The 18,403-nt window shown below is 58.4% G+C and carries 19 protein-coding genes and 2 pseudogenes; 9 read left to right on the top strand and 12 right to left on the bottom strand.

Annotated features, from left to right (window positions below):
• Positions 1-147: pseudogene (locus BRD58_RS18330) on the bottom strand (reverse transcriptase); the annotation flags it as partial.
• A gap of 139 nt (positions 148-286) precedes the next feature.
• On the opposite strand from BRD58_RS18330, the gene BRD58_RS07275 reads away from it, so the two are divergent.
• The 3 genes from BRD58_RS07275 to BRD58_RS17855 all read left to right on the top strand — a co-directional run bounded on the left by BRD58_RS07275 (position 287) and on the right by BRD58_RS17855 (position 2,322).
• Positions 287-1,024: a DUF4145 domain-containing protein gene (locus BRD58_RS07275; protein ID WP_073382083.1), complete on the top strand. Its 738-nt coding sequence runs from the start codon at positions 287-289 to the stop codon at positions 1,022-1,024.
• Between the two features lie 211 nt (positions 1,025-1,235).
• Positions 1,236-1,787: a hypothetical protein gene (locus BRD58_RS07270; protein WP_139263888.1), complete on the top strand. Its 552-nt coding sequence runs from the start codon at positions 1,236-1,238 to the stop codon at positions 1,785-1,787.
• The gene (locus tag BRD58_RS17855; RefSeq protein WP_139263887.1) at positions 1,762-2,322 is read left to right on the top strand and encodes a hypothetical protein; all 561 of its coding nucleotides are present in this window, start codon (positions 1,762-1,764) and stop codon (positions 2,320-2,322) included. Before BRD58_RS07270 ends, BRD58_RS17855 begins: the two co-directional genes overlap by 26 nt.
• A 100-nt stretch (positions 2,323-2,422) precedes the next feature.
• Here the strand turns inward: BRD58_RS17855 and BRD58_RS07265 are convergent, their stop codons facing one another.
• Together BRD58_RS07265 and BRD58_RS07260 are read right to left on the bottom strand one after the other, a co-directional pair.
• Positions 2,423-3,037 carry a hypothetical protein gene (locus BRD58_RS07265; RefSeq protein WP_139263886.1) on the bottom strand — a complete coding sequence of 205 codons (615 nt, stop codon included), beginning with the start codon at positions 3,035-3,037 and terminating at the stop codon, positions 2,423-2,425.
• Positions 3,038-3,367: 330 nt separating this feature from the next.
• Positions 3,368-3,594, bottom strand: a pseudogene (locus tag BRD58_RS07260) (IS3 family transposase); the annotation flags it as partial.
• Between the two features lie 324 nt (positions 3,595-3,918).
• Here BRD58_RS07260 and BRD58_RS07255 point away from each other — a divergent pair.
• Positions 3,919-4,497 (top strand): TetR/AcrR family transcriptional regulator, encoded by a 579-nt coding sequence (locus tag BRD58_RS07255; RefSeq protein ID WP_034168387.1) that lies wholly within the window; start codon positions 3,919-3,921, stop codon positions 4,495-4,497.
• Positions 4,498-4,543: 46 nt separating this feature from the next.
• Here BRD58_RS07255 and nanQ read toward each other — a convergent pair whose 3' ends face one another.
• The 5 genes from nanQ to nanR all read right to left on the bottom strand — a co-directional run bounded on the left by nanQ (position 4,544) and on the right by nanR (position 9,437).
• Positions 4,544-5,011 (bottom strand): N-acetylneuraminate anomerase, encoded by a 468-nt coding sequence (gene nanQ / locus BRD58_RS07250; protein ID WP_073382069.1) that lies wholly within the window; start codon positions 5,009-5,011, stop codon positions 4,544-4,546.
• A 2-nt stretch (positions 5,012-5,013) separates the two neighbouring features.
• The gene (nanK, locus tag BRD58_RS07245; RefSeq protein ID WP_015461330.1) at positions 5,014-5,883 is read right to left on the bottom strand and encodes an N-acetylmannosamine kinase; all 870 of its coding nucleotides are present in this window, start codon (positions 5,881-5,883) and stop codon (positions 5,014-5,016) included.
• Between the two features lie 119 nt (positions 5,884-6,002).
• On the bottom strand, positions 6,003-7,493 hold the full coding sequence (locus BRD58_RS07240; RefSeq protein ID WP_012848238.1) for an MFS transporter: 1,491 nt from the start codon (positions 7,491-7,493) through the stop codon (positions 6,003-6,005).
• 120 nt (positions 7,494-7,613) lie between these two features.
• Positions 7,614-8,510: an N-acetylneuraminate lyase gene (nanA, locus tag BRD58_RS07235; protein ID WP_015461329.1), complete on the bottom strand. Its 897-nt coding sequence runs from the start codon at positions 8,508-8,510 to the stop codon at positions 7,614-7,616.
• 135 nt (positions 8,511-8,645) lie between these two features.
• Positions 8,646-9,437: a transcriptional regulator NanR gene (gene nanR / locus BRD58_RS07230; RefSeq protein WP_073382064.1), complete on the bottom strand. Its 792-nt coding sequence runs from the start codon at positions 9,435-9,437 to the stop codon at positions 8,646-8,648.
• A gap of 312 nt (positions 9,438-9,749) precedes the next feature.
• On the opposite strand from nanR, the gene nikA reads away from it, so the two are divergent.
• Genes nikA through nikE form a run of 5 tightly spaced genes read left to right on the top strand, consistent with a single transcriptional unit; the run spans position 9,750 to position 14,665 of the window.
• A complete protein-coding gene (gene nikA, locus BRD58_RS07225; protein WP_012848235.1) occupies positions 9,750-11,318 on the top strand; it encodes a nickel ABC transporter substrate-binding protein in 1,569 nt (522 codons plus the stop codon).
• Positions 11,318-12,262: a nickel ABC transporter permease subunit NikB gene (gene nikB, locus BRD58_RS07220; RefSeq protein ID WP_015461326.1), complete on the top strand. Its 945-nt coding sequence runs from the start codon at positions 11,318-11,320 to the stop codon at positions 12,260-12,262. The genes nikA and nikB overlap by 1 nt, the downstream gene beginning before the upstream one ends.
• Positions 12,259-13,092, top strand: a complete 834-nt coding sequence (nikC, locus tag BRD58_RS07215; protein WP_015461325.1) for a nickel ABC transporter permease subunit NikC — start codon at positions 12,259-12,261, stop codon at positions 13,090-13,092. The genes nikB and nikC overlap by 4 nt, the downstream gene beginning before the upstream one ends.
• Entirely contained in the window at positions 13,092-13,856 is a 765-nt protein-coding gene (gene nikD / locus BRD58_RS07210; RefSeq protein ID WP_015461324.1) for a nickel import ATP-binding protein NikD, read from the top strand. Before nikC ends, nikD begins: the two co-directional genes overlap by 1 nt.
• A complete protein-coding gene (nikE, locus tag BRD58_RS07205) occupies positions 13,853-14,665 on the top strand; it encodes a nickel import ATP-binding protein NikE (RefSeq protein WP_015461323.1) in 813 nt (270 codons plus the stop codon). The genes nikD and nikE overlap by 4 nt, the downstream gene beginning before the upstream one ends.
• A 124-nt stretch (positions 14,666-14,789) precedes the next feature.
• Here nikE and BRD58_RS07200 read toward each other — a convergent pair whose 3' ends face one another.
• The 4 genes from BRD58_RS07200 to BRD58_RS18220 all read right to left on the bottom strand — a co-directional run bounded on the left by BRD58_RS07200 (position 14,790) and on the right by BRD58_RS18220 (position 17,511).
• Positions 14,790-16,265 (bottom strand): MFS transporter, encoded by a 1,476-nt coding sequence (locus BRD58_RS07200; protein WP_015461322.1) that lies wholly within the window; start codon positions 16,263-16,265, stop codon positions 14,790-14,792.
• A gap of 45 nt (positions 16,266-16,310) precedes the next feature.
• Complete coding sequence (locus tag BRD58_RS07195) at positions 16,311-16,601, bottom strand: cupin domain-containing protein (RefSeq protein WP_015461321.1); 291 nt, start codon at positions 16,599-16,601, stop codon at positions 16,311-16,313.
• Positions 16,602-16,872: 271 nt separating this feature from the next.
• Entirely contained in the window at positions 16,873-17,235 is a 363-nt protein-coding gene (locus BRD58_RS18225) for a GNAT family N-acetyltransferase (protein ID WP_226064213.1), read from the bottom strand.
• 81 nt (positions 17,236-17,316) lie between these two features.
• On the bottom strand, positions 17,317-17,511 hold the full coding sequence (locus BRD58_RS18220) for a hypothetical protein (protein ID WP_226064211.1): 195 nt from the start codon (positions 17,509-17,511) through the stop codon (positions 17,317-17,319).
• Positions 17,512-18,403: the final 892 nt, after the last annotated feature.

Genomic DNA, 18,403 nt, shown 5'->3' with positions numbered 1-18,403 from the left:
AACCCATCCAAGTCTCTTACCTTCAAATACGCACCCAGTGATTCTCAGGTTAAGTTTCCACTGACAATATGCTATGGCTCGTTCTTTTTCACGTTTATTCTTAGCTTGCAACAATGCATGCCTATATGCTGTAAAAATTTTTGCTAACTTGTCAAAACCGGAACTAGCTTAGCTATAACGAATGCGACTAATTTGACCGACATGTCCATAGTGGTGCTTTTGGGTATTGGAAAATAATTTTTCTGGTGTTAAACAGGGTCTTCACTCACAGTTGGCGAACCAAAGCATGAATACATCATTACTGACAACGTTTACTGAATACAGGTGCCCGACGTGGGTCTGCCCTGCCTGCCGGTCTGAATCCCTGACTATCCTTGCTGGGTCGTTCCACTGGGAAGCGATTCCGGCATCAGTTACTCGCTGGCAAAATACCGATGCGGAACTGGAAGACATAGAGTTGGTTTTTAGCTGCCTGCTTAAATGTGATTTGGGCCGCTGCGGCACGTTTGTGGCGGTCAGTGGGTCAGGGTATGTCACTGATACTCCCTGGCAGGCCCAGGAGCAAGGAGAGCCTCCGCAAATGGAATTGTTTCAGGCACGTAACTTTACTCCAGCTCTGTACGCGTTCAATATCCCATCCGGGTGTCCTGAACACGTTGGTGAGCCACTCAGGCAGTCATTTTCTCTGTTTCTGAATGCCCCAGGTGCAGCTGCGAATGCTATCCGTATTGCGCTTGAAGAGCTGATGACTGCGCTTGGTGTTCCGCTGACAGGTACTCTCTACCAACGTATTGAGGCGCTGCCGTCGCAGTACAGCGAACATCGGGCCGCCCTGACGGCGATGCGGTTACTCGGCAATGCCGGCAGTCACACCCTAGATAGGGTAACGGCCACCGACATTGAGCAGGCATATACCATCATTGAATTTGTTCTGCGGAAGATCTATGAAGGGTCAACGGAATCCGTTCGCCAACTGACTGATCTCCTCAGTGAACGTTTTCAGCCTGTGCCGAGGTCCGCCTGAACCGTTATTTGGCGGGCTACAGACGTGACAAAACGGCGCTGCTCCTCGGGAACACCGCGCATTCAGCCCCCGCTTAGGTCGTTTTGCTTTATAGCCGGGGGACGGGAGCATAGTTAGGCAGCTGACAGTGCTTATCGACCTGAAGACAAATTGCTAACAAAATGATAATTTGACTAAATGATCTAAAATAGCGCTATAGTTGAGGTGGAACTTGCACAGCTGGGAATGGCATGATTTTGATCTAGAATGCACTGAAACAGAAGTCGATGAATTTGACCCGCATAATTTTGATTCTGAAGAACGTGAGGTAGTGGCCCGAGAATTTTGGGCTGGTTCAGCAGATGCCGGTCATCGCTACACTATCGGTTTTGTTAAGTCTGAAGACAAGTCTATGCTTAATAGTTTTTTAGGGGATTTCAAACACAAAGGCAAGCAGTTGACTATACCTGAGAGCGGTGCTTGGGTGGTTTCATTTGATCTTGCTGATGGTGAAAATGGCTATGAGCATGTTGATCTTAACCCCAGGGCTCAGAGGGACTTAGTTAATGGAGTTGCTAGTGCAGTTTACGACCATTACAATGTCTCTAAAGCAGGTCTTTACTTCTGGATTGCTGCCAGAGAAGAGCTAGTCAGCATTTATGACAAAGCTCTGGGTCTGGTCCCGGAAAGAACGCCAAAGATTAAGTCTTTGCCTTTAACAGAAAACCTTAATTTGTTAGGTGAGCATGGGAGGGGTTATGCCATCATCACAAAATACTACTAAAAACCCTACGGCCGATCAGCTATACGAAGCACTTACACGCAAGTTGAAAAAGGCCTCTTCCAATATTGCTAAACGAAAACTCGAGTCCGGTGAGTATGTTATGCACAAAGGCAGAGTTATGCCGGCAAGCGTACTGGAAGAAGCCAAAGCTGAGCATCAGGGCGCTATTCCACTATCATCGGTTAATCGGAAGCCCGTAGAGCCCAAGCCGTCTGCTCCCTTATGGATAGGGTGGAAGGGTACTGGAGAATGGCAGGGAAGTCGCAAAAGTATTACGGCCGGCTTAGTACAGGCTTCAATTCGTCGCCCCATGCATGTCAAGGGTGCTGCGCTTTTCCGGGGTAAACCCCAGATTGAAAATGTACATCTTGAAAATTCAAGGGTTGATCCGAAAGACGGTCAGCTCTTTGCCTATGATGCAAAATCCGGACAGATGATTCCGGTTATATCTGATGGCAGAACGCTGATTCAGCGAAGCAGAAGAGTTAAGGGCCGACAACACACCGCTCTGCAAGCTGCGAGAAAAGCAAAATAAGCCCTTTCAGGGCTTTTTGTACATGGGATGTGGTTCGCTGGCCACTGACCAGCTGAACGGTACAATAAAGAAAAGGCCCTGCTGGGCCTTTGTGCTCTGGTCATCCTTGCCGGACGGCCAGCCAATTCTGGGTTTGTGTCGCTACAGCCGCCACTACTATACCTGGCGTGGTTTCGTTTTTTTCCTCGCGAACACCACTGCTGTAGACATCGAATTCTCCGCGCCCCTCAATGAACCGGAATCCTGGCACATACTTCCCGTTTTCATCAACAGCAGCACAGCTGTAACCTTTCTCCACCGGGGCATGGAAGGCGCGCTGCTTAAGCATCGGGAAGGTTAATCCATTCATGGCAGCACTGTCCGGTAGTTTTCCGGCCGCTTCCGGAGTCAGAGTGATATCAATATGCCAGGCGCCATATTCATAATGGTCCGGCTTGAATAACCGGATGTGACCAAACGGGTAGTTTTGTTCGTACCCGAATGATAGGCAGGGGGCCGACTGACGCATGGTACGCAGGGCATTGATGTGCTCAATGTAGCGGTAGTAGCGCTCGGCGGTCGGGGCGAAGTACACGGATTTCCAGGCCTGTCTGATAACCTCTTCATCAGAAAAGGCCACTTCCACAAACAGCGCAAACCACATCGAGGTGCCTTTCAGCACGCTTTTCCGGCCAGCCATCACCTGGTCGAGCGCGTCAACCAGCGCACTTAACATGCTGAAGGTGCCGATAATAGGAGTCGAACCTACGACCTTCGCATTACGAAAGCAAGCCAACTCCAAAATGAGTACAATAATGAGTATTGCAACAATATCTTTTTAAATAAAACATAAACATCAATAGTATATAACTGAAGTCACGATTCAACGTCTAATTGGTTTCTGTTGTCTCATGAGGTTTCATCGAATCTCATGAAAATCACGAAACCCTATAAAATCCACGCAATGGCGTGGATTTTTCATTTCATAGAGTGGACTGACCCCACCCCAGTAGACGATCTTGCCCTATAGTTGGACTGACCCCAAAACCGTAGACAAACTCTGTCCTCACGATGAGGCCCGTTCAAAGGCCTCAGGACTGATGCCGCCGAGATGACTGTGGCACCGGGCCCGGTTGTAGAACACGTCAATGTAATCGAAGATATCCGCCCAGGCCAGATCTCGAGTTTTATAGCCGTGTTTTCTGATACGCTATTTTTTCAACGAACTGAAGAACGATTCGGCTACGGCATTGACGCCCAACAGTTACCACGCCGGCTCATACTGCCCTCCAGTCCGTGTGATTTCAGAAATGACTGCCACTCATGGTGAATTGTCATTCCTTCTGTAATCAGTTTGGTGGAAGTTAAAAGAGTCAACCTCCGCTTCTCGCTCATAGCGACCAGTGACCTCTCCCCCACATTAGGGCTTGGCTAAATCCAAGACCCGGGCCTTTTGACCGCCACTCCTCGCCGCACCGCCCACGGCGCCCTGCTCTCCGGCTGACGGGCGGCGCAAGCGATAGCAAACCATTAGTTTTCGCGGCCGGACATGTAATAATACGCGTCAACGCCGTGCAGAGCATGGCATTCCGTAGAGGTATGACGAACGAGGTTACCATGGCGCGTCCATCCACCGAACAACGAAAAAACATGATTATCGAGACGGTCTTGGCCCTGTTTAAGGAGAAGGGAATGGCGGCGGTATCGACGCGCGACGTCGCCGAAAAAGCGGGGCTGGCGCGCAGTCATGTCTACCACTATTTCAAGGACTGGAACGCCCTATCCATCTGTGCGGTGGAGCATTTCTTTCACCATGAGATCGCCGAACTGGAGCGTTGTCTGGCGCCCCTGACGCCCAGCGAGGCACTCAGCGTATTTATTCACGATAACCTGCCCGCCCGCCAAGACGCCTCCTGGCGTATCTACCTGGATGCCTGGAACGCCTCGCTGTGCGATCCACGGTTTGCCGCCAGCTACAGCCAAATCATCACCGCCTGGCATCGTTCCTTGGAGAACCTCCTGCTGCGCGGCGTGCAGGTGGGCGAGTTTAACATTGCCGACACCTCGCGTAGCGCGCGCCAAATCATCGCCCTGATCAATGGCTATGCCGATGAGCTAATCCTGGATCCGACCCCCGAACGCGTCGCGCTGGCGCAGCAGGAGATCATGGACGTCGTGCAGCGCCTGATCCACTAAGCGTAGCACGCTCGGTCGGACAACCGGCCGCCTACGGCGGCCCGGCTTAGGCGGTCAGCAGGCGGGCACGAACCTTGATCACCACCTTGGCGATGGCCTGCGCCTCCCCCACCCGGCAGCCCGGCTTATGCGGCTCGCCCGGCATAAAGATGGCAAACATCCCGGGATACAGCGTGACACGCTGTTCATGAGCGATCTGCTGGCATAGCTGATAATCCTCCTCCTCATGCCACGCCTCGCAGACGCGCGCCGTACCGGCCCCCCCGTAGAAGATGCGCTCCTCTCCGCGCAACAGCAGCTGAATATCGATATAGTCCGCATGCAACTCCGCCGCCTTCTCCTGCGGAGACTGCGTGGTCAGCTGCATGACATTCATAAAGATATCGTCGCCATCCAACGCATAGCGCCCCGGCGCCTTATCCGCTGGCGTCGCCGCCAAAGCTCGGCACAACGCCGCCTGTAGCTGCGGGTGCAGCCCGGCCCCATTCAGCTCCTGCACATCGCCCAACATCATCGTCACCCTCCTTGCGCCAGCCATGCTGCGCCCAATAATCCCGCATCGTGGCGATAATACGCCGCGCGTAACGCCACCTGATATGGCGCCGGTTCTTCCGCTAAATACTGGGCCACCTGCTGCAAATAGCCCGCGGCCAACCCAACGCTGCCGCCGATCACCACGCACTGACAATCCGTCACCGCCTTGATATCGGCGATCAGCCGCGCCAGACAGCGCGCCGAGCGCTGGCGCAACTGACACGCCTGCGCATTCCCGGCCGCCGCCTGGGCGAAGATCGCCTTGGCATCACAGCCGGCCAACGCCCCGCGTGCCGCCGCCGCGATCCCGCGTCCTGAGGCGATCGCCTCGACACAGCCCACCCGGCCACAGCCACAGCGCGGCCCCTGAGGATCGGCCAGGGTATGGCCGATGTGGCCCGCCAGCCCGCCGGGCCCCTGCACCAGATGCCCATCACGCACCATACCGCCGCCGACACCGGTGGAGACGGTAATAAACAGCATGTCGCGCACCTGCGCCGCCAAGGGCTGATATTCCGCCCAGGCCGCGGCCTGGGCATCGTTTAGCGCCAATGTCGGTAACCCCGTCAGCTCACGTAGGGTCTCGACCAGGGGGAAGCGCAGCAATCCGCCCAAATTGCTGGGGTTGATCGCCAACAGTATCCCCTGATGAATGATGCCGGTGGAGGCGATGGCGACGCGGGACGCCTGGCGCTGCAACGGCGCCACCAGCGTCTGGAGCGCGGCGCGTAGCGCATCCGGCGTCTGGCTGGCCGGTGTCGGCAGCTCTCGTCGCTCACGGATCTGTCGATCCTCCCCCACCAAGGCGCAGGCCAGCTTCGTCCCGCCGATATCGATCGCTAACGTATTCATCGTGCTACCCCGCTTAGCGCGGTGTGATGTCCAAAACCCTGTTCAAGAAATGACATACGTAATGCCCCTACTCGCCCCTAACAATGAGGCCCGGCGTGCTGCCGGACCGATGACGCCACTTACCCTTTACTCTTCGCTACGTTGCCCTTGTAGCGACCGAAGGGAACCGCGCCGCTGAAAGGCTTGCCGTCGATAGCGTCGTGCGTGCGCAGTGCCTCAGGACGCAGCCAACGCTGTACCCGCGAGGGCATGTCGAGACCGATCAGCAGGATCACCACGAAGGTCAGGCTAAAAGAGAGGGAACACAAGGCGGTACCGAGATCCAGACGCTGGGCGATCAGCGCCCCGAGGATCGGTGCCAATGCGCCCCCGAGTGCCCCGACGTTGTAGGTAAAGCCCAGACCGGCCGCCCGTTGATCGGTATCGAAGTAACCGCCGATCAGCTTTGGCAGGATCCCTGAGATACCTTGCCCCAACATCTGCTGGAAGAACAACAGGATACCCAGTACCCAAACCTGCGTCCCGCCGATGGAAAACACCGGGATAATCAGTAATTGTGAGGCCAGCAGGCTGTAGGCATATGCCTTACGGCTACCCAGCCAGTCACCGAGAAAACCGCCGACACAGCAGCCAACCGCCGCGCCGAAGCCACTGAAGAACAGAACCTGCGCCACGATGGCCGGGCTATAGTTCAGCTCGGTTTTCAGATAGGTGGGCAACAGCGCCTGGATCGGCCAGGAGTAGAGGAAGGCAAACAGCACCACCACCATCAACATCACCCCGGTAGGCCAACGTTTGCCACTGCTCTGTACCATAAAACTGATGAAGATAGCGGCGCACAGCAGCCCCAGGATCGCCACGATGGCCGCATTCTGTAAGTCGCCAGCGAAGCAGAACCACAGCGCGATGGCGGCGACCGCCGTCATCAGCATGTTAATCAGCCGATGTTCGCCACGATAGAGGATATCCACCATAGTACGGACCGGCGCCTTACCGGCATGCTTCTCTTTCCAGTCATGAGCTTCAGGAATGTTTTTACGCAGCCAAAGGGCGAAGATGATCGGCAGGATGCCGATGAAAAACAGCGCACGCCAGCCCCAGGTGGGCACCACCAGGCTATAGACTTGGGCCGCCACCACCGCACCGACGGAGAAACCGGAAATCAGGAAGCCGCTGGCTTTGTTACGCAGCTGCCTAGGCCAGCTCTCGATGACATAGGTGGCGCTGGAGCCATATTCCCCCGCCATCCCCATGCCAATGACCAGGCGGGCGATAAACATGGTGGTATAGCCCGGCGCCAGGCCGCAGGCTAACGTCCCGACGGAGAAGAGGATAATACTGGAGACCATCGCCAGACGACGGCCGTAGCGGTCGCCCATGGCGCCCAGCATCAGTCCACCGAACCAGCGGGAAATAAAGGCGGCGGAGATCAGGCTGGCCGCCTGTACCGTTGTCAGTCCGAATTCAGCCTGGACATCGGTCAACACCAGGGCAATTAAAACAAAGTCAAAACCATCAAGCAGGTACCCCAACCAGGCGGCGGAAAAGGCTCTCCACTGTGCCCGATTGAGATGGCGATACCACGGGATGTTCTGGGTTGTCGTACTCATGTCACTCTCCCGACGCTCTGTTTTTCATTGTTATGCGCAGGGAGGCGCGGACCGCTGGCCTGGGTTCCTAACGTTGTGTGGCCAGAACGGCGTCACGCCTCCCGCATGGAGGTTAGGCCATTAACGCGCCCGCTCGGCCATCAGTTGCTCAGCCAAGGCCTTCAGCGCCGGCAAGTAGCACGCCTCGACCGGGGTAAACGGCCTGCGGCACAGCGGGACGGAGAGGACATCCATATAGTGCAGCACCATCTTCAACCCGCGGAATACCCCGGCCTTGATCAGCAGATCGATCACCTGGTTACACTCGCTCTGCAGCGAGCGCGCCGTCGGCACGTCACCCGCTTGCAGCGCCCGGGCAATCGCCTGATAGCGCCATCCCATGATGTTATAGGTGCTACCGATGCCGCCGTCGGCCCCGGCCAGCAGGCCACTGGCGAAGATCTCATCATAGCCGTTGTAGAGCACCAGGTCGGGATGGGCGCGGCGGATCTGTTCCATCTGATACAGATCACTGGAGGTTTGCTTCAGCGCCCCGACACCCGGCAGGGTGACCAGGGTGTTGATCTGGTCGAGCGTCAGCTTCACGCCGCTCAACGCCGGAATGTTGTATACCACCATCGGTAAGCCGTCGGCCGCCTCGATGATCGCGCGGTAGTGGTCGCAGTGTTCGGCGAAGCTAAAGGGGTAGTAGAACGGGGTGACCGCCGAGACGGCGTCAAAACCGTAGCGCCGCGCCGCCTGGGCCAACTGCTGGCTCTCCGCCGTGCTGATCGCGCCGACGTGGGCGAGCAGGGTCACCTTCCCCTGCGCCTCATCGGCGACGATCTCCAGCACCTGCTCACGCTCTTCCCGGCTCTGCATGAAGGCCTCGCCGGTGGAGCCACCGACATACAGCCCATCGATACCCTGTGCGATGTTAAACCGCACCAGGCGGCGCAGACTCTCGGTATCCAGCCGCTGTTGATGGTCGAACGGTGTTAACAATGCGGGCATTACGCCCCTTAACGCTCTTGCCATGATGACCTCTGTCGATGGTGTAATATTATCTAACTACATACCTGTATACCTGTTATACCAGGTTAAATAATCGACAGACCACGACCGCAGCACCATTGTGCGATCTAGTTCACTAAATGATCGTTAGGATCGTCACTATTCGTCGGATGACGACTGTGCGCTCAGGGTTTGCCAGCTGGCGAAGACACTGTTGAGATGCGTCTGCAACGCGCGATCGGCCTGGTCGGGGTCATGGCGGCGGATGGCGTTGAAAATTTCGATATGCTGTTGATAACTTGTATTATTATGCTCATACAGATCGGCATCGGCGACCGCAGGACGCGCCGCCAGCAGCCAATCAAGCAGGGCGACATGGATCGCCATGAAGATCGGATTACCGGGGATCCCGGCCAGTACCCGGTGGAAATCGACGTCGGAGCGAATAAATAGGGCGTTGTCATCCAGCGACTGGCTATTGAGGGCCAAGGTCTGCTCAAGCAGCGCGATCTGCGCATCCGTCGCGTGTTCGGCCGCATAGCGCACCAGGCTCGACTCGAAGAACAGGCGCAGCTGTTCGAAGTGGGCGATGCCCCCCGGATGGGAGAGAAAGTCCTTGGCCATGCCGGACAGCTCACCGATGATGGTATCGGCTGAAGGGCGCGAAATGCGGGCGCGCTCGCCGTTGTTGATCTGCACCAACCCCTTGCGCTTCAGGGCCGCCAGGGCCTCACGTACCGACGGGCGGCCAACGTTGAAGAACGCCATCAGCTCACGCTCGGAGGGTAACTGCTCCCCCTCGTCAAACTCGCGGCGGCGGATCATCTGCTCCAGCTCCTCCTCGACCATCTCCGACAGCTTCTTACGCACCAGCGGACGACGGCGCAGGTTATGGCCGATAGCCGCAGGCGAGGAGAGCGTGGTGGGGTCGAAGTCGTTCATAGCGTCCATTCAAGTCAGCAGTCAGTCACGGTAAACCCGTTTATCCTAACACAGGATCGAAAACAGGGGGAAACCTCGCCACTCCCCTGGCAAGCCGTGGCTCGGCTGGCGCACGGCGACCACCTTCCGGCCCTCTCACTCCCGCCATCGCCGCCGCCGCATCGACTGACCGCCAGACGCGACGACGAGCGCCAACGCGGCCCGCTCACGCCGCAACATATTTTTACATATTGCCATTTCATTGATCCATCACACATTAAGAGTATGCAGAATTTATAAAATCATCATACTCATTCTCCTCCCTAATCTGAGGCCACCGTTTTGTCCCGACTACGCCGCACCCTCTGCGCGCTGCTCAGCTGCGCCACCCTATTCGCCCACGCCGCCGTGGAACAAATCACCACCGCCTGGCCGACCAATGTCGGACCGCTGAACCCACACCTGTATGCCCCTAATCAGATGTTCGCCCAGAGCATGGTGTATGAACCGCTGGTCAAGTATCAGGCGGATGGCTCAGTGAGCCCCTGGTTGGCCGAGCGTTGGCACCACTCCGCCGATGGCAAGGTCTGGACCTTTATCCTGCGCCAGGGGGTGACCTTCTCCAACGGCGAGCCGTTCGATGCCGAGGCCGCCGCCGCCAACTTCCACGCGGTGCTGGCGAACCGCCAGCGCCACGCCTGGCTGGAGCTGGCCAATCAGATCGTCGACGTCCAGGCAATCGCCCCGCAGACGCTGCAGATCACCCTCAAAAGCGCCTACTACCCCTTCCTGCAGGAGCTGGCGCTGCCGCGCCCCTTCCGTTTCATCGCCCCGTCGCAGTTCAAGGCACAGGGCAGCCATCTCGGCATCCAGCAACCGATCGGCACCGGTCCCTGGATACTGAAAAGCAGCAAGCTCAATCAATACGATGTATTGGTGCGCAACGAACGCTACTGGGGCCGCAAACCGGCCCTGCGTCAGATCACCGTCAAGGTGATCCCCGATGCCACCACCCGCGCCGTGGCCTTCGAGACCGGCGAGATCGATCTGCTGTATGGGAATGAGGGACTGCTGCCCCTCGACACCTTCGCCCGCTTCAGCCAGACCCCCGGCTACCGCACGCAGCTCTCCGCCCCCGTCGAGACGGTCGTGCTGGCGCTCAACTCCGCCCAGGCGCCAACCGATGAGCTGGCGGTGCGTGAGGCGCTGAACCACGCGGTCAATAAGCCCGCGCTGATCGCACACGCCCTGTACGGCACCCAACAGGTGGCCGATACCCTGTTCGCCCCCAGCGTTCCCTATGCCGACATTGGGCTGGCGCCACGGCACTATGATCCTCAGCAAGCCCGCGCGCGGTTAGAGCAGGCGGGCTGGACTCTCCCCGCAGGCAAAACGATCCGCGAAAAACAGGGCAAGCCGTTGCGCATTGAACTCGCCTTCGTCGGCACCGACGCCCTGAGCAAGTCGATGGCCGAGATCATCCAAGGGGATATGCGCCAGATCGGCGTTGACATCACGCTCGTCGCGGAGGAGGAGAGCAGTATCTTCGCCCGCCAGCGTGACGGCCGCTTCGGCATGATTTTCAACCGCACCTGGGGAGCCCCCTACGACCCGCACGCCTTCATGAGCTCGATGCGCGTCCCGTCGCACGCCGACTTCCAGGCGCAACGCGGCCTGCCCGATAAGGCGCAGATCGATCGGCTGATCGGCGACGTCCTCACCACCGGTGATGAGCAGCGGCGCCGGGCCCTGTACCAGGACATCCTGACACGACTGCATCGCCAGGCGGTCTATCTGCCCATCAGCTACGTCTCGACGATGGTGGTCGCGAAGCCGGCGCTCGGCCCTATTCCGTATGCGGCCATCGCCTCGGAGATCCCCTTCGAACAGATCGCCCCGGAGGCTCCCTGATGTGGCGTTACGCTACGCGGCGTCTGCTGCTGCTAATCCCGATAATCTTCGCCGCCTCGCTGCTCATCTTCCTGATGCTGCGCCTGGGGACCGGCGATCCGGCGCTCGACTACCTGCGCCTCTCCAACCTGCCGCCGACCCCCGAAATGGTCGCCTCCACCCGCGCCATGCTCGGGCTGGATCAGCCGCTATGGATGCAGTACACCCACTGGCTATGGCGAGCGCTACACCTGGATTTCGGCCTCTCCTACGCCACCCAGCGCCCGGTGCTGGATGACGTGCTGGGCTTCCTGCCCGCCACGCTGTTGCTGGCGGGGGCGGCCCTGGTGTTGATCCTGCTCATCTCGATTCCGCTGGGGATCTGGGCGGCGCGCCACCGCGACCGCCTGCCAGACTTCATCGTCCGGCTGATCGCCTTTCTCGGTGTCTCGATGCCGAATTTCTGGCTGGCCTTTCTGCTGGTGATGCTCTTCGCGGTCTACCTGCAATGGCTGCCGGCGATGGGCTACGGTGGCTGGCGTCATCTGATCCTGCCCGCCGCCTCGATCGCCTTTATGTCGCTGGCGATCAATGCCCGCCTGCTGCGCGCCAGCATGCTGGAGGCCGCCGGCCAGCGCCACGTCACCTGGGCGCGACTGCGCGGGCTGGACCGCCGCCAGACCGAGCGGCGTCACATTCTGCGCAACGCCGCGCTGCCCATCGTCACCGCCGTCGGGATGCACATCGGCGAGCTGATCGGCGGCACGATGATCATCGAAAACATCTTTGCCTGGCCCGGCGTCGGCCGCTATGCCGTGTCGGCCATCTTCAACCGCGACTATCCGGTGATCCAGTGCTTCACCCTGATCATGGTGGTGGTCTTTGTGCTCTGTAACCTGGCGGTCGATCTCCTTAACGCCGCGCTCGATCCGCGCATTCGCCATCATGAGGGGGCGCACGCATGAATTTTTACCGCTCCGCCCGCGGGCCGGTACGTCTGGCCCTGCTGCTCATTATCCTGTTGACGCTGATCGCCCTCAGCAGCCACTACTGGCTGCCGCACGATCCCTACGCCATCGATCTCGCCGCGCGCCTGCGTGCGCCGGATGGCCAACACTGGCTCGGTACCGACCACCTGGGGCGTGACATCCTCTCGCGCCTGCTGGCCGCGACACGCGTCTCGCTGGGATCGGTACTGGCTTGCCTGCTGCTGGTACTGGCGCTGGGTCTGATCATCGGCGGCAGCGCCGGGCTACTCGGCGGGCGCATCGATCAGGCGAGCATGCGCCTCGCCGACATGTTCATGACCTTTCCGACCTCGATCCTCTCCTTCTTCATGGTCGGGGTGCTGGGCACCGGTCTGACCAACGTGATCATCGCCATCGCCCTGTCGCACTGGGCCTGGTATGCGCGGATGGTGCGCAGTCTGGTCATCACCCTGCGCCAGCGCGAGTACATCCTCGCCGCCCGCCTCTCCGGCGCCGGCTATCTGCGGATATTCGTCGACCACCTGTCGGGGGCGGTGATCCCCTCGCTACTGGTCTTGGCGACGCTGGATATCGGCCACATGATGCTGCACGTCGCCGGCATGTCCTTCCTCGGCCTCGGCGTGGCGGCGCCGACCGCCGAATGGGGGGTGATGATCAACGACGCCCGCCAGTACATCTGGACCCAGCCGCTGCAAATGTTTTGGCCCGGCCTGGCGCTGTTCCTCAGCGTGATGGCCTTTAATCTGGTGGGCGACGCACTGCGTGACCATCTCGATCCTCACCTGGTAACGGAGCACGCACACTGATGCCACAACGACTCGATTTACACCAAATCTCCCTCCAGGCGACGCGTCCGCTGGTGCTCGGGGTCTCGCTGACCCTACGACGCGGCCGGGTGCTGGCGTTGGTCGGCGGCAGCGGCAGCGGCAAGTCCCTGACCTGCGCCGCCGCGCTGGGCGTCTTACCCGCCGGTGTGCGCCAACTGGCCGGGCAGATCCGGCTGGATGGCGTGCCCATCGCCCCCGCCGCGCTACGTGGCCGCCATGTTGCCACCGTCATGCAGAATCCGCGCAGCGCCTTTAATCCCCTGCACACCATGGCCAGCCATGCCCGAGAAACCTGTCTGGCGTTGGCGAAACCGGCGGACGACGACACGCTGATGCGCGCCCTGACGGCGGTCGGATTGGATGACCCCCTGCGGGTATTACAGAGCTATCCCTTCGAGATGAGCGGCGGCATGCTGCAACGGATGATGATCGCCATGGCGCTGCTGAGCGACGCGCCGTTTCTCATCGCCGACGAGCCGACCACCGATCTCGACGCGGTGGCGCAGGCGCGCATCCTGGATCTGCTGGCGACGATCGTGCGCCAACGCGCGCCCGGCATGCTGCTGGTCACCCATGATATGGGCGTCGTCGCCCGCCTGGCGGACGATGTGGCGGTGATGGCCGACGGACGGGTGGTGGAACAGGGTGAAGTCGAACAGGTGTTCCACGCGCCACGCCACGCCGTAACGCAGGCGTTAGTCGCCGCGCATTTGGCCCTGTATGGACTGGAGATCGCCGGATGAGCCTACTCAGTACGCAGACCCTCTCCCACCGCTATCGCCATGCGGCACTGGGACGCCAAGCGCAGCAGGTGCTCCAGGCGATCTCGTTACAGCTGCACAGGGGCGAGAGTGTCGCCCTGCTGGGGCGCAGCGGCTGCGGCAAGAGCACGCTGGCGCGCCTGTTAGTCGGGCTGGAACAGCCCACGCAAGGGGTCGTCTGCTGGCATGATACCCCCTTGTCGCAGCTCGATCGCCGGGCGAAAAAGGCATTCCGCCGCGACATCCAGCTGGTGTTCCAGGATGCGATCGGCGCGGTCGATCCGCGCCAGACGGTACGGGCGATCCTGCGCGAGCCGATGCGCCACCTGCTGTCGCTCTCCCCGGCGGAGCAGCGGGTGCGGGCGGGCGAGATGCTACGGGCGGTCGAGTTGGACGAAGGCGTGCTCGATCAGCGCCCCCCGCAGCTGAGCGGCGGCCAGCTACAGCGCGTCTGCCTGGCGCGGGCGCTGGTGGTCAACCCCAAACTGCTGATCCTCGACGAAGCCGTCTCTAGCCTCGATCTGGTGCTACAGGCCGAGATCCTCGCGCTCCTCAAACGGCTCCAGCAGCAGCGGGACACCGGTTACCTGTTCATCACCCATGATCTGCGCCTGGTCGAACGCTTCTGCCAACGGGTACTCGTGATGGATCAAGGGCAGATCGTCGAGACGCAGACCGTCGGCGAACGCCTGACGCTCACCTCCGCCGCCGGGCAGGCACTCCAGCAGGCGGTGCTGCCCGCCTTTCCCCTGCGACGCCGCGCGGGCGCGGAAGAGGCGGTGCGCCGCTAACCCTGTCTGGCGGCGTTCAGGCGGTGATAAGGGGATGGCATGGGTAAGGTATGTAGCTGGTGTATGGATTACCTGCAGCATCCCCGCATCATCGCCCGCCTGAGCGGTGGCTAACTTTCCCCTCTCACGATCGGCTCGGGATCAGGCGCCACGACAGCGCGGCCAACAGAAACAGGATCAGGCTGGCGATGATCAGCACCGCGCTATGCGCCGACAGAAACGCCTGGCCGGCGATGCTGAGCACCGCCTCCCGATCGGCGGGGCTAAGGTGTGCGGCCACCTGGATGGTCTCTCCCAGCGAGGTGCCGAACTCGGCGGGGGCCATGTCGCCCAGGCGCTCGCGCAGATTCCCCACATAAAACAGCGACAGCAGGATCCCGAACAGGGTCACGCCGAGACCGGTGCCCAGCTCATAGGCCATCCCTTCGATCGCTCCCACCGCCGCCGCCTTATCCTTCGGCGCCGCCGCCAGGATGGTCGAGGTAGCCGACAGGAACGCCATCTCCAGGCCAACGCCCAGCAGGACCATCAACAGCGTCGACTTAGCATAGGCCGCCGTCACATCGATCAGCGCCAGGCTCAGCAGAGCCGCCCCTCCCACGACTAACCCGAGACACGCCGTGAGTTTAAAGCCGAGCCGGTTTAGCAGCATCACCACCGGGAAGGAGGAGAGACCGAACGACAGCATAAAGGGGAACATGAAGAGGCCCGCCTGCAACGGCGAATAGCCATGGGTAAACTGCAGCTCTTGCGCCATCAGCAGCTCAAACCCTACCACCGCCACCATCGAAAACACCACCACCACGGTACTGGTCGACACCATCGGGTTGCCAAACAGGGCAAAGTCGATCAGCGGATGCGCCTTCCGCAGGGAGAAGCGAATGAAACCATACATCACCAGCAGGCCGCTGGCCAATACCGCCAGGCTGATATAGCCCAGGCCCGCAAAGACATTCTTGAGACCGAAGACGATGGCGATGATCGCGCTAATGAACACCAGCGCCTGCAATAGATTGATGCTTTGCCGGCTATTTATCTCTTGGCGCCGTAACAGGCAAACGATCAGGGGAATGGAGAGCAGCACGATGGGAATATTGATCAAAAACACCAGCGTCCAGTCATAATAATTCAGGATATAGCCGCCGACCAGTGGACCCAGCGCCGCGCCGCCGCCGCCGACAAAGGCCCACACGCCGATCGCCATATTGCGCTCGGCGTTGTCGGTAAAGACATCGCGCAGGCAAGCGAGCGTCGCCGGTAAGATCATCGAGGCCCCCAGCGCCAGCAGCGCGCGGGAGGCGATCAGCATCTGCGCGCTCTGGGAGAGCGCCGCCGCCAACGACGCCAGGCCGAAGATCAGCACGCCGGCCAGCATCAGCTTCTTATAACCGATGCGATCACCGAGGCTACCCATCGGCAACAATAATCCCGCCATCAATAAGGCATAAATATCGATCACCCACAGCAGCTGATTACTGGTTAAATTCAGGCTGCGGTTTAGCGTCGGCACCGCAACATGCAAAATGGTCGCATCCAGCGACACGGGCAAGTAGACCAAGATGATAACGAATAACACCGTTATCTTTGTTAACGAGAACATAAAAAATCATTCCATCCCTAAGCAGAGCGCAGATCAGCGCTTGGTTTATTCGACCTTGACATAGTATTTAACAAACTCGGCAGAGTGCGTCTCCCAGACGATCGGCATCCCCTTACGAATAATCCAGCGATCCCCGGGAGGATACGTCTTACGTTCGCCCGGCGCGGTATTGGTCAGGGTCACACGCCCCCGCAACACGCTCGCTAGCGCTGAAAAAGGAAATATCCTACTGAATTTATTCAGCTTCACGGCGAAATAGCCCGCATCAACGCTACATGCCGCGTCATTAATAAGATATTTACCATCGATTTCCCCCTCCCCCGCAAAAGGGGTCATCTGCAGTTGCGCGAAATCGTCCCCATCATCCCGCGGCGCCTGGGGCGAATAGGCCTTGTCCAGATGATGCCAATCGGGCTCATCCGCGACATCCCATCAGGGATCGCACCCCAAACAATATAAATCCGTCGCCAGCACACCAATGCCACGGGCATTCGCCCGCGCGTTGACTCGCGCGGCGATCTGGGCGATTAAACTGTCGGTAGTGGGATTAGCCCAAATCATATGGTTCTTTTATCATCTTGTTCCCTCAGAGGCCGTTGTTCATGATTCAGCTAATGGTCGTCGCGATATGTCCCTCATACAGGTAATACTCCTCAACGCCATCCTGCCAATAGAAAGTCTCACTCGCGATCTTGAGCAGTCCCTGCTTCTCGTAAAATAGAGAGTTCGACGCACTATCCGTAAAGACAAAAAAGGTATCGATACCTTGCGTCTGTAGATAGGCAAGACCTTGACGGTACAAACGACTGCCGAGTCCTAAACCACGAAACGGGGCATCGATGGCGAAGAAATTCAATGACGCATGATAGTGACGATGCGTACGCTGCAATAACCGCTGATTGATGCGTAGCGTATCAATATATTGCGCAAACACCCCACTTTTTCCCTCGCGAGAAATCAACGCCGACATCGCCGTCAATTGCTTATAGCTAAATTGACTCTCATAGAGAAAGTCAGGCGATTGCGCAATGGTAATAATGCCGATGATCTGCTACGCGCAACGCGCCACATAAATTTTTTGTGACGAGAGAATGATGTCATTTAAAAAATACTCGGCCATTGGCGAGACCTGATCCTCCTCCAGCCAAGCGTCATACTCCCAAGTTTTAATAATCAACGTAGTCAGTTGGGCATAGGCATCGTCATCGATCCGCGAGACTTCGGCTATCTCAATAGGATTCGTCACCGTAGAATTTCCTTATTGTTATGTTGTCCCTCATCCAGCGCACCGTTTTTGCCGCGCCGGGACTCCGGCAGCGTGTCTAACCGGGCTCGCGCGAGTGATGTGGGCACTATACACACGATTGAGCGGTTGCTCAACATCAAAAATGAGCAGTCGCTCAAATTTAGCCTCATAATCAAATCAAAATAAAATCAATATATTAAATACCACATATGAAAATATATTGAGGAATATCAGCGGGAAAGCACCAGAGGGTTCACGGCAGCATTTTGCGTGACGAGCGTGGGCAGGCCGAGCCCCTTACAGTGACTCAGCCCATGAAACGCGATGATCGGTCGGAAGAGCCGACGCAAGCCATCGCTTGGCCCTTGTTCAGAGGGGCCGACATGTAACCGGCCGTTTTATCGAGTCGATAGGGGTGAAATAGAGCCGTCACGAGACACCCCGGCGGACAGGCCTTTTCGGCTAATCCACAAAGCCAATGCCAGAGAGGGGCATTATGGGATTGAAATGGTCTGCACCTCATCACAGCGCGACCTTGATGAAGGTTCCCCGCCGTGAATATGCGTTATTTAAAGCGCTGATCGTCAACGCCGTATTGCCATGTGGGTCTTAAGCATTTTTACGTAAACAAAGCGTAGTGAATCCGTCACGCTGGAGTCTAATAAAAAACGCACGGATATTGTTTAATATACGAAATCACCGCGCATTCCCTGTCAAAAATTAAGGTGATAGTATATCCATAGGAATATATTATATTGTATGTGAAAAATACTAAAATCAATATAACCGCGCCAACGGCCAATTTAACGTCCAACTAAAATCAAAATTCGCTACCGCATCGGGTTTTTCCGCCCTCTTCGCTGACCGTAACACCTAAAAAAATCCACGCATT

Origin of the sequence: Edwardsiella piscicida (assembly GCF_001896205.1) — a bacterium.
Lineage (GTDB): Bacteria > Pseudomonadota > Gammaproteobacteria > Enterobacterales > Enterobacteriaceae > Edwardsiella > Edwardsiella piscicida.
Note: the sequence above shows the minus strand (reverse complement) of the source record. Positions and strands in the feature narration are given on the sequence as shown.

What these genes read in the sequence shown, in the direction of transcription:
- nikB (WP_015461326.1), top strand. Translation starts at nt 11,318, where the DNA reads ATGTGGCGTTACGCTACGCGGCGTCTGCTGCTGCTAATCCCGATAATC.
- nikD (WP_015461324.1), top strand. Translation starts at nt 13,092, where the DNA reads ATGCCACAACGACTCGATTTACACCAAATCTCCCTCCAGGCGACGCGT.
- BRD58_RS07275 (WP_073382083.1), top strand. Translation starts at nt 287, where the DNA reads ATGAATACATCATTACTGACAACGTTTACTGAATACAGGTGCCCGACG.
- BRD58_RS07265 (WP_139263886.1), bottom strand. Translation starts at nt 3,037, where the DNA reads ATGTTAAGTGCGCTGGTTGACGCGCTCGACCAGGTGATGGCTGGCCGG.
- nanR (WP_073382064.1), bottom strand. Translation starts at nt 9,437, where the DNA reads ATGGACGCTATGAACGACTTCGACCCCACCACGCTCTCCTCGCCTGCG.
- nikC (WP_015461325.1), top strand. Translation starts at nt 12,259, where the DNA reads ATGAATTTTTACCGCTCCGCCCGCGGGCCGGTACGTCTGGCCCTGCTG.
- BRD58_RS07195 (WP_015461321.1), bottom strand. Translation starts at nt 16,601, where the DNA reads ATGACCCCTTTTGCGGGGGAGGGGGAAATCGATGGTAAATATCTTATT.
- BRD58_RS07200 (WP_015461322.1), bottom strand. Translation starts at nt 16,265, where the DNA reads ATGTTCTCGTTAACAAAGATAACGGTGTTATTCGTTATCATCTTGGTC.
- BRD58_RS07255 (WP_034168387.1), top strand. Translation starts at nt 3,919, where the DNA reads ATGGCGCGTCCATCCACCGAACAACGAAAAAACATGATTATCGAGACG.
- BRD58_RS07240 (WP_012848238.1), bottom strand. Translation starts at nt 7,493, where the DNA reads ATGAGTACGACAACCCAGAACATCCCGTGGTATCGCCATCTCAATCGG.
- BRD58_RS18225 (WP_226064213.1), bottom strand. Translation starts at nt 17,235, where the DNA reads ATGTCGGCGTTGATTTCTCGCGAGGGAAAAAGTGGGGTGTTTGCGCAA.
- BRD58_RS17855 (WP_139263887.1), top strand. Translation starts at nt 1,762, where the DNA reads ATGCCATCATCACAAAATACTACTAAAAACCCTACGGCCGATCAGCTA.
- nanQ (WP_073382069.1), bottom strand. Translation starts at nt 5,011, where the DNA reads ATGATGTTGGGCGATGTGCAGGAGCTGAATGGGGCCGGGCTGCACCCG.
- nanA (WP_015461329.1), bottom strand. Translation starts at nt 8,510, where the DNA reads ATGGCAAGAGCGTTAAGGGGCGTAATGCCCGCATTGTTAACACCGTTC.
- nikE (WP_015461323.1), top strand. Translation starts at nt 13,853, where the DNA reads ATGAGCCTACTCAGTACGCAGACCCTCTCCCACCGCTATCGCCATGCG.
- nanK (WP_015461330.1), bottom strand. Translation starts at nt 5,883, where the DNA reads ATGAATACGTTAGCGATCGATATCGGCGGGACGAAGCTGGCCTGCGCC.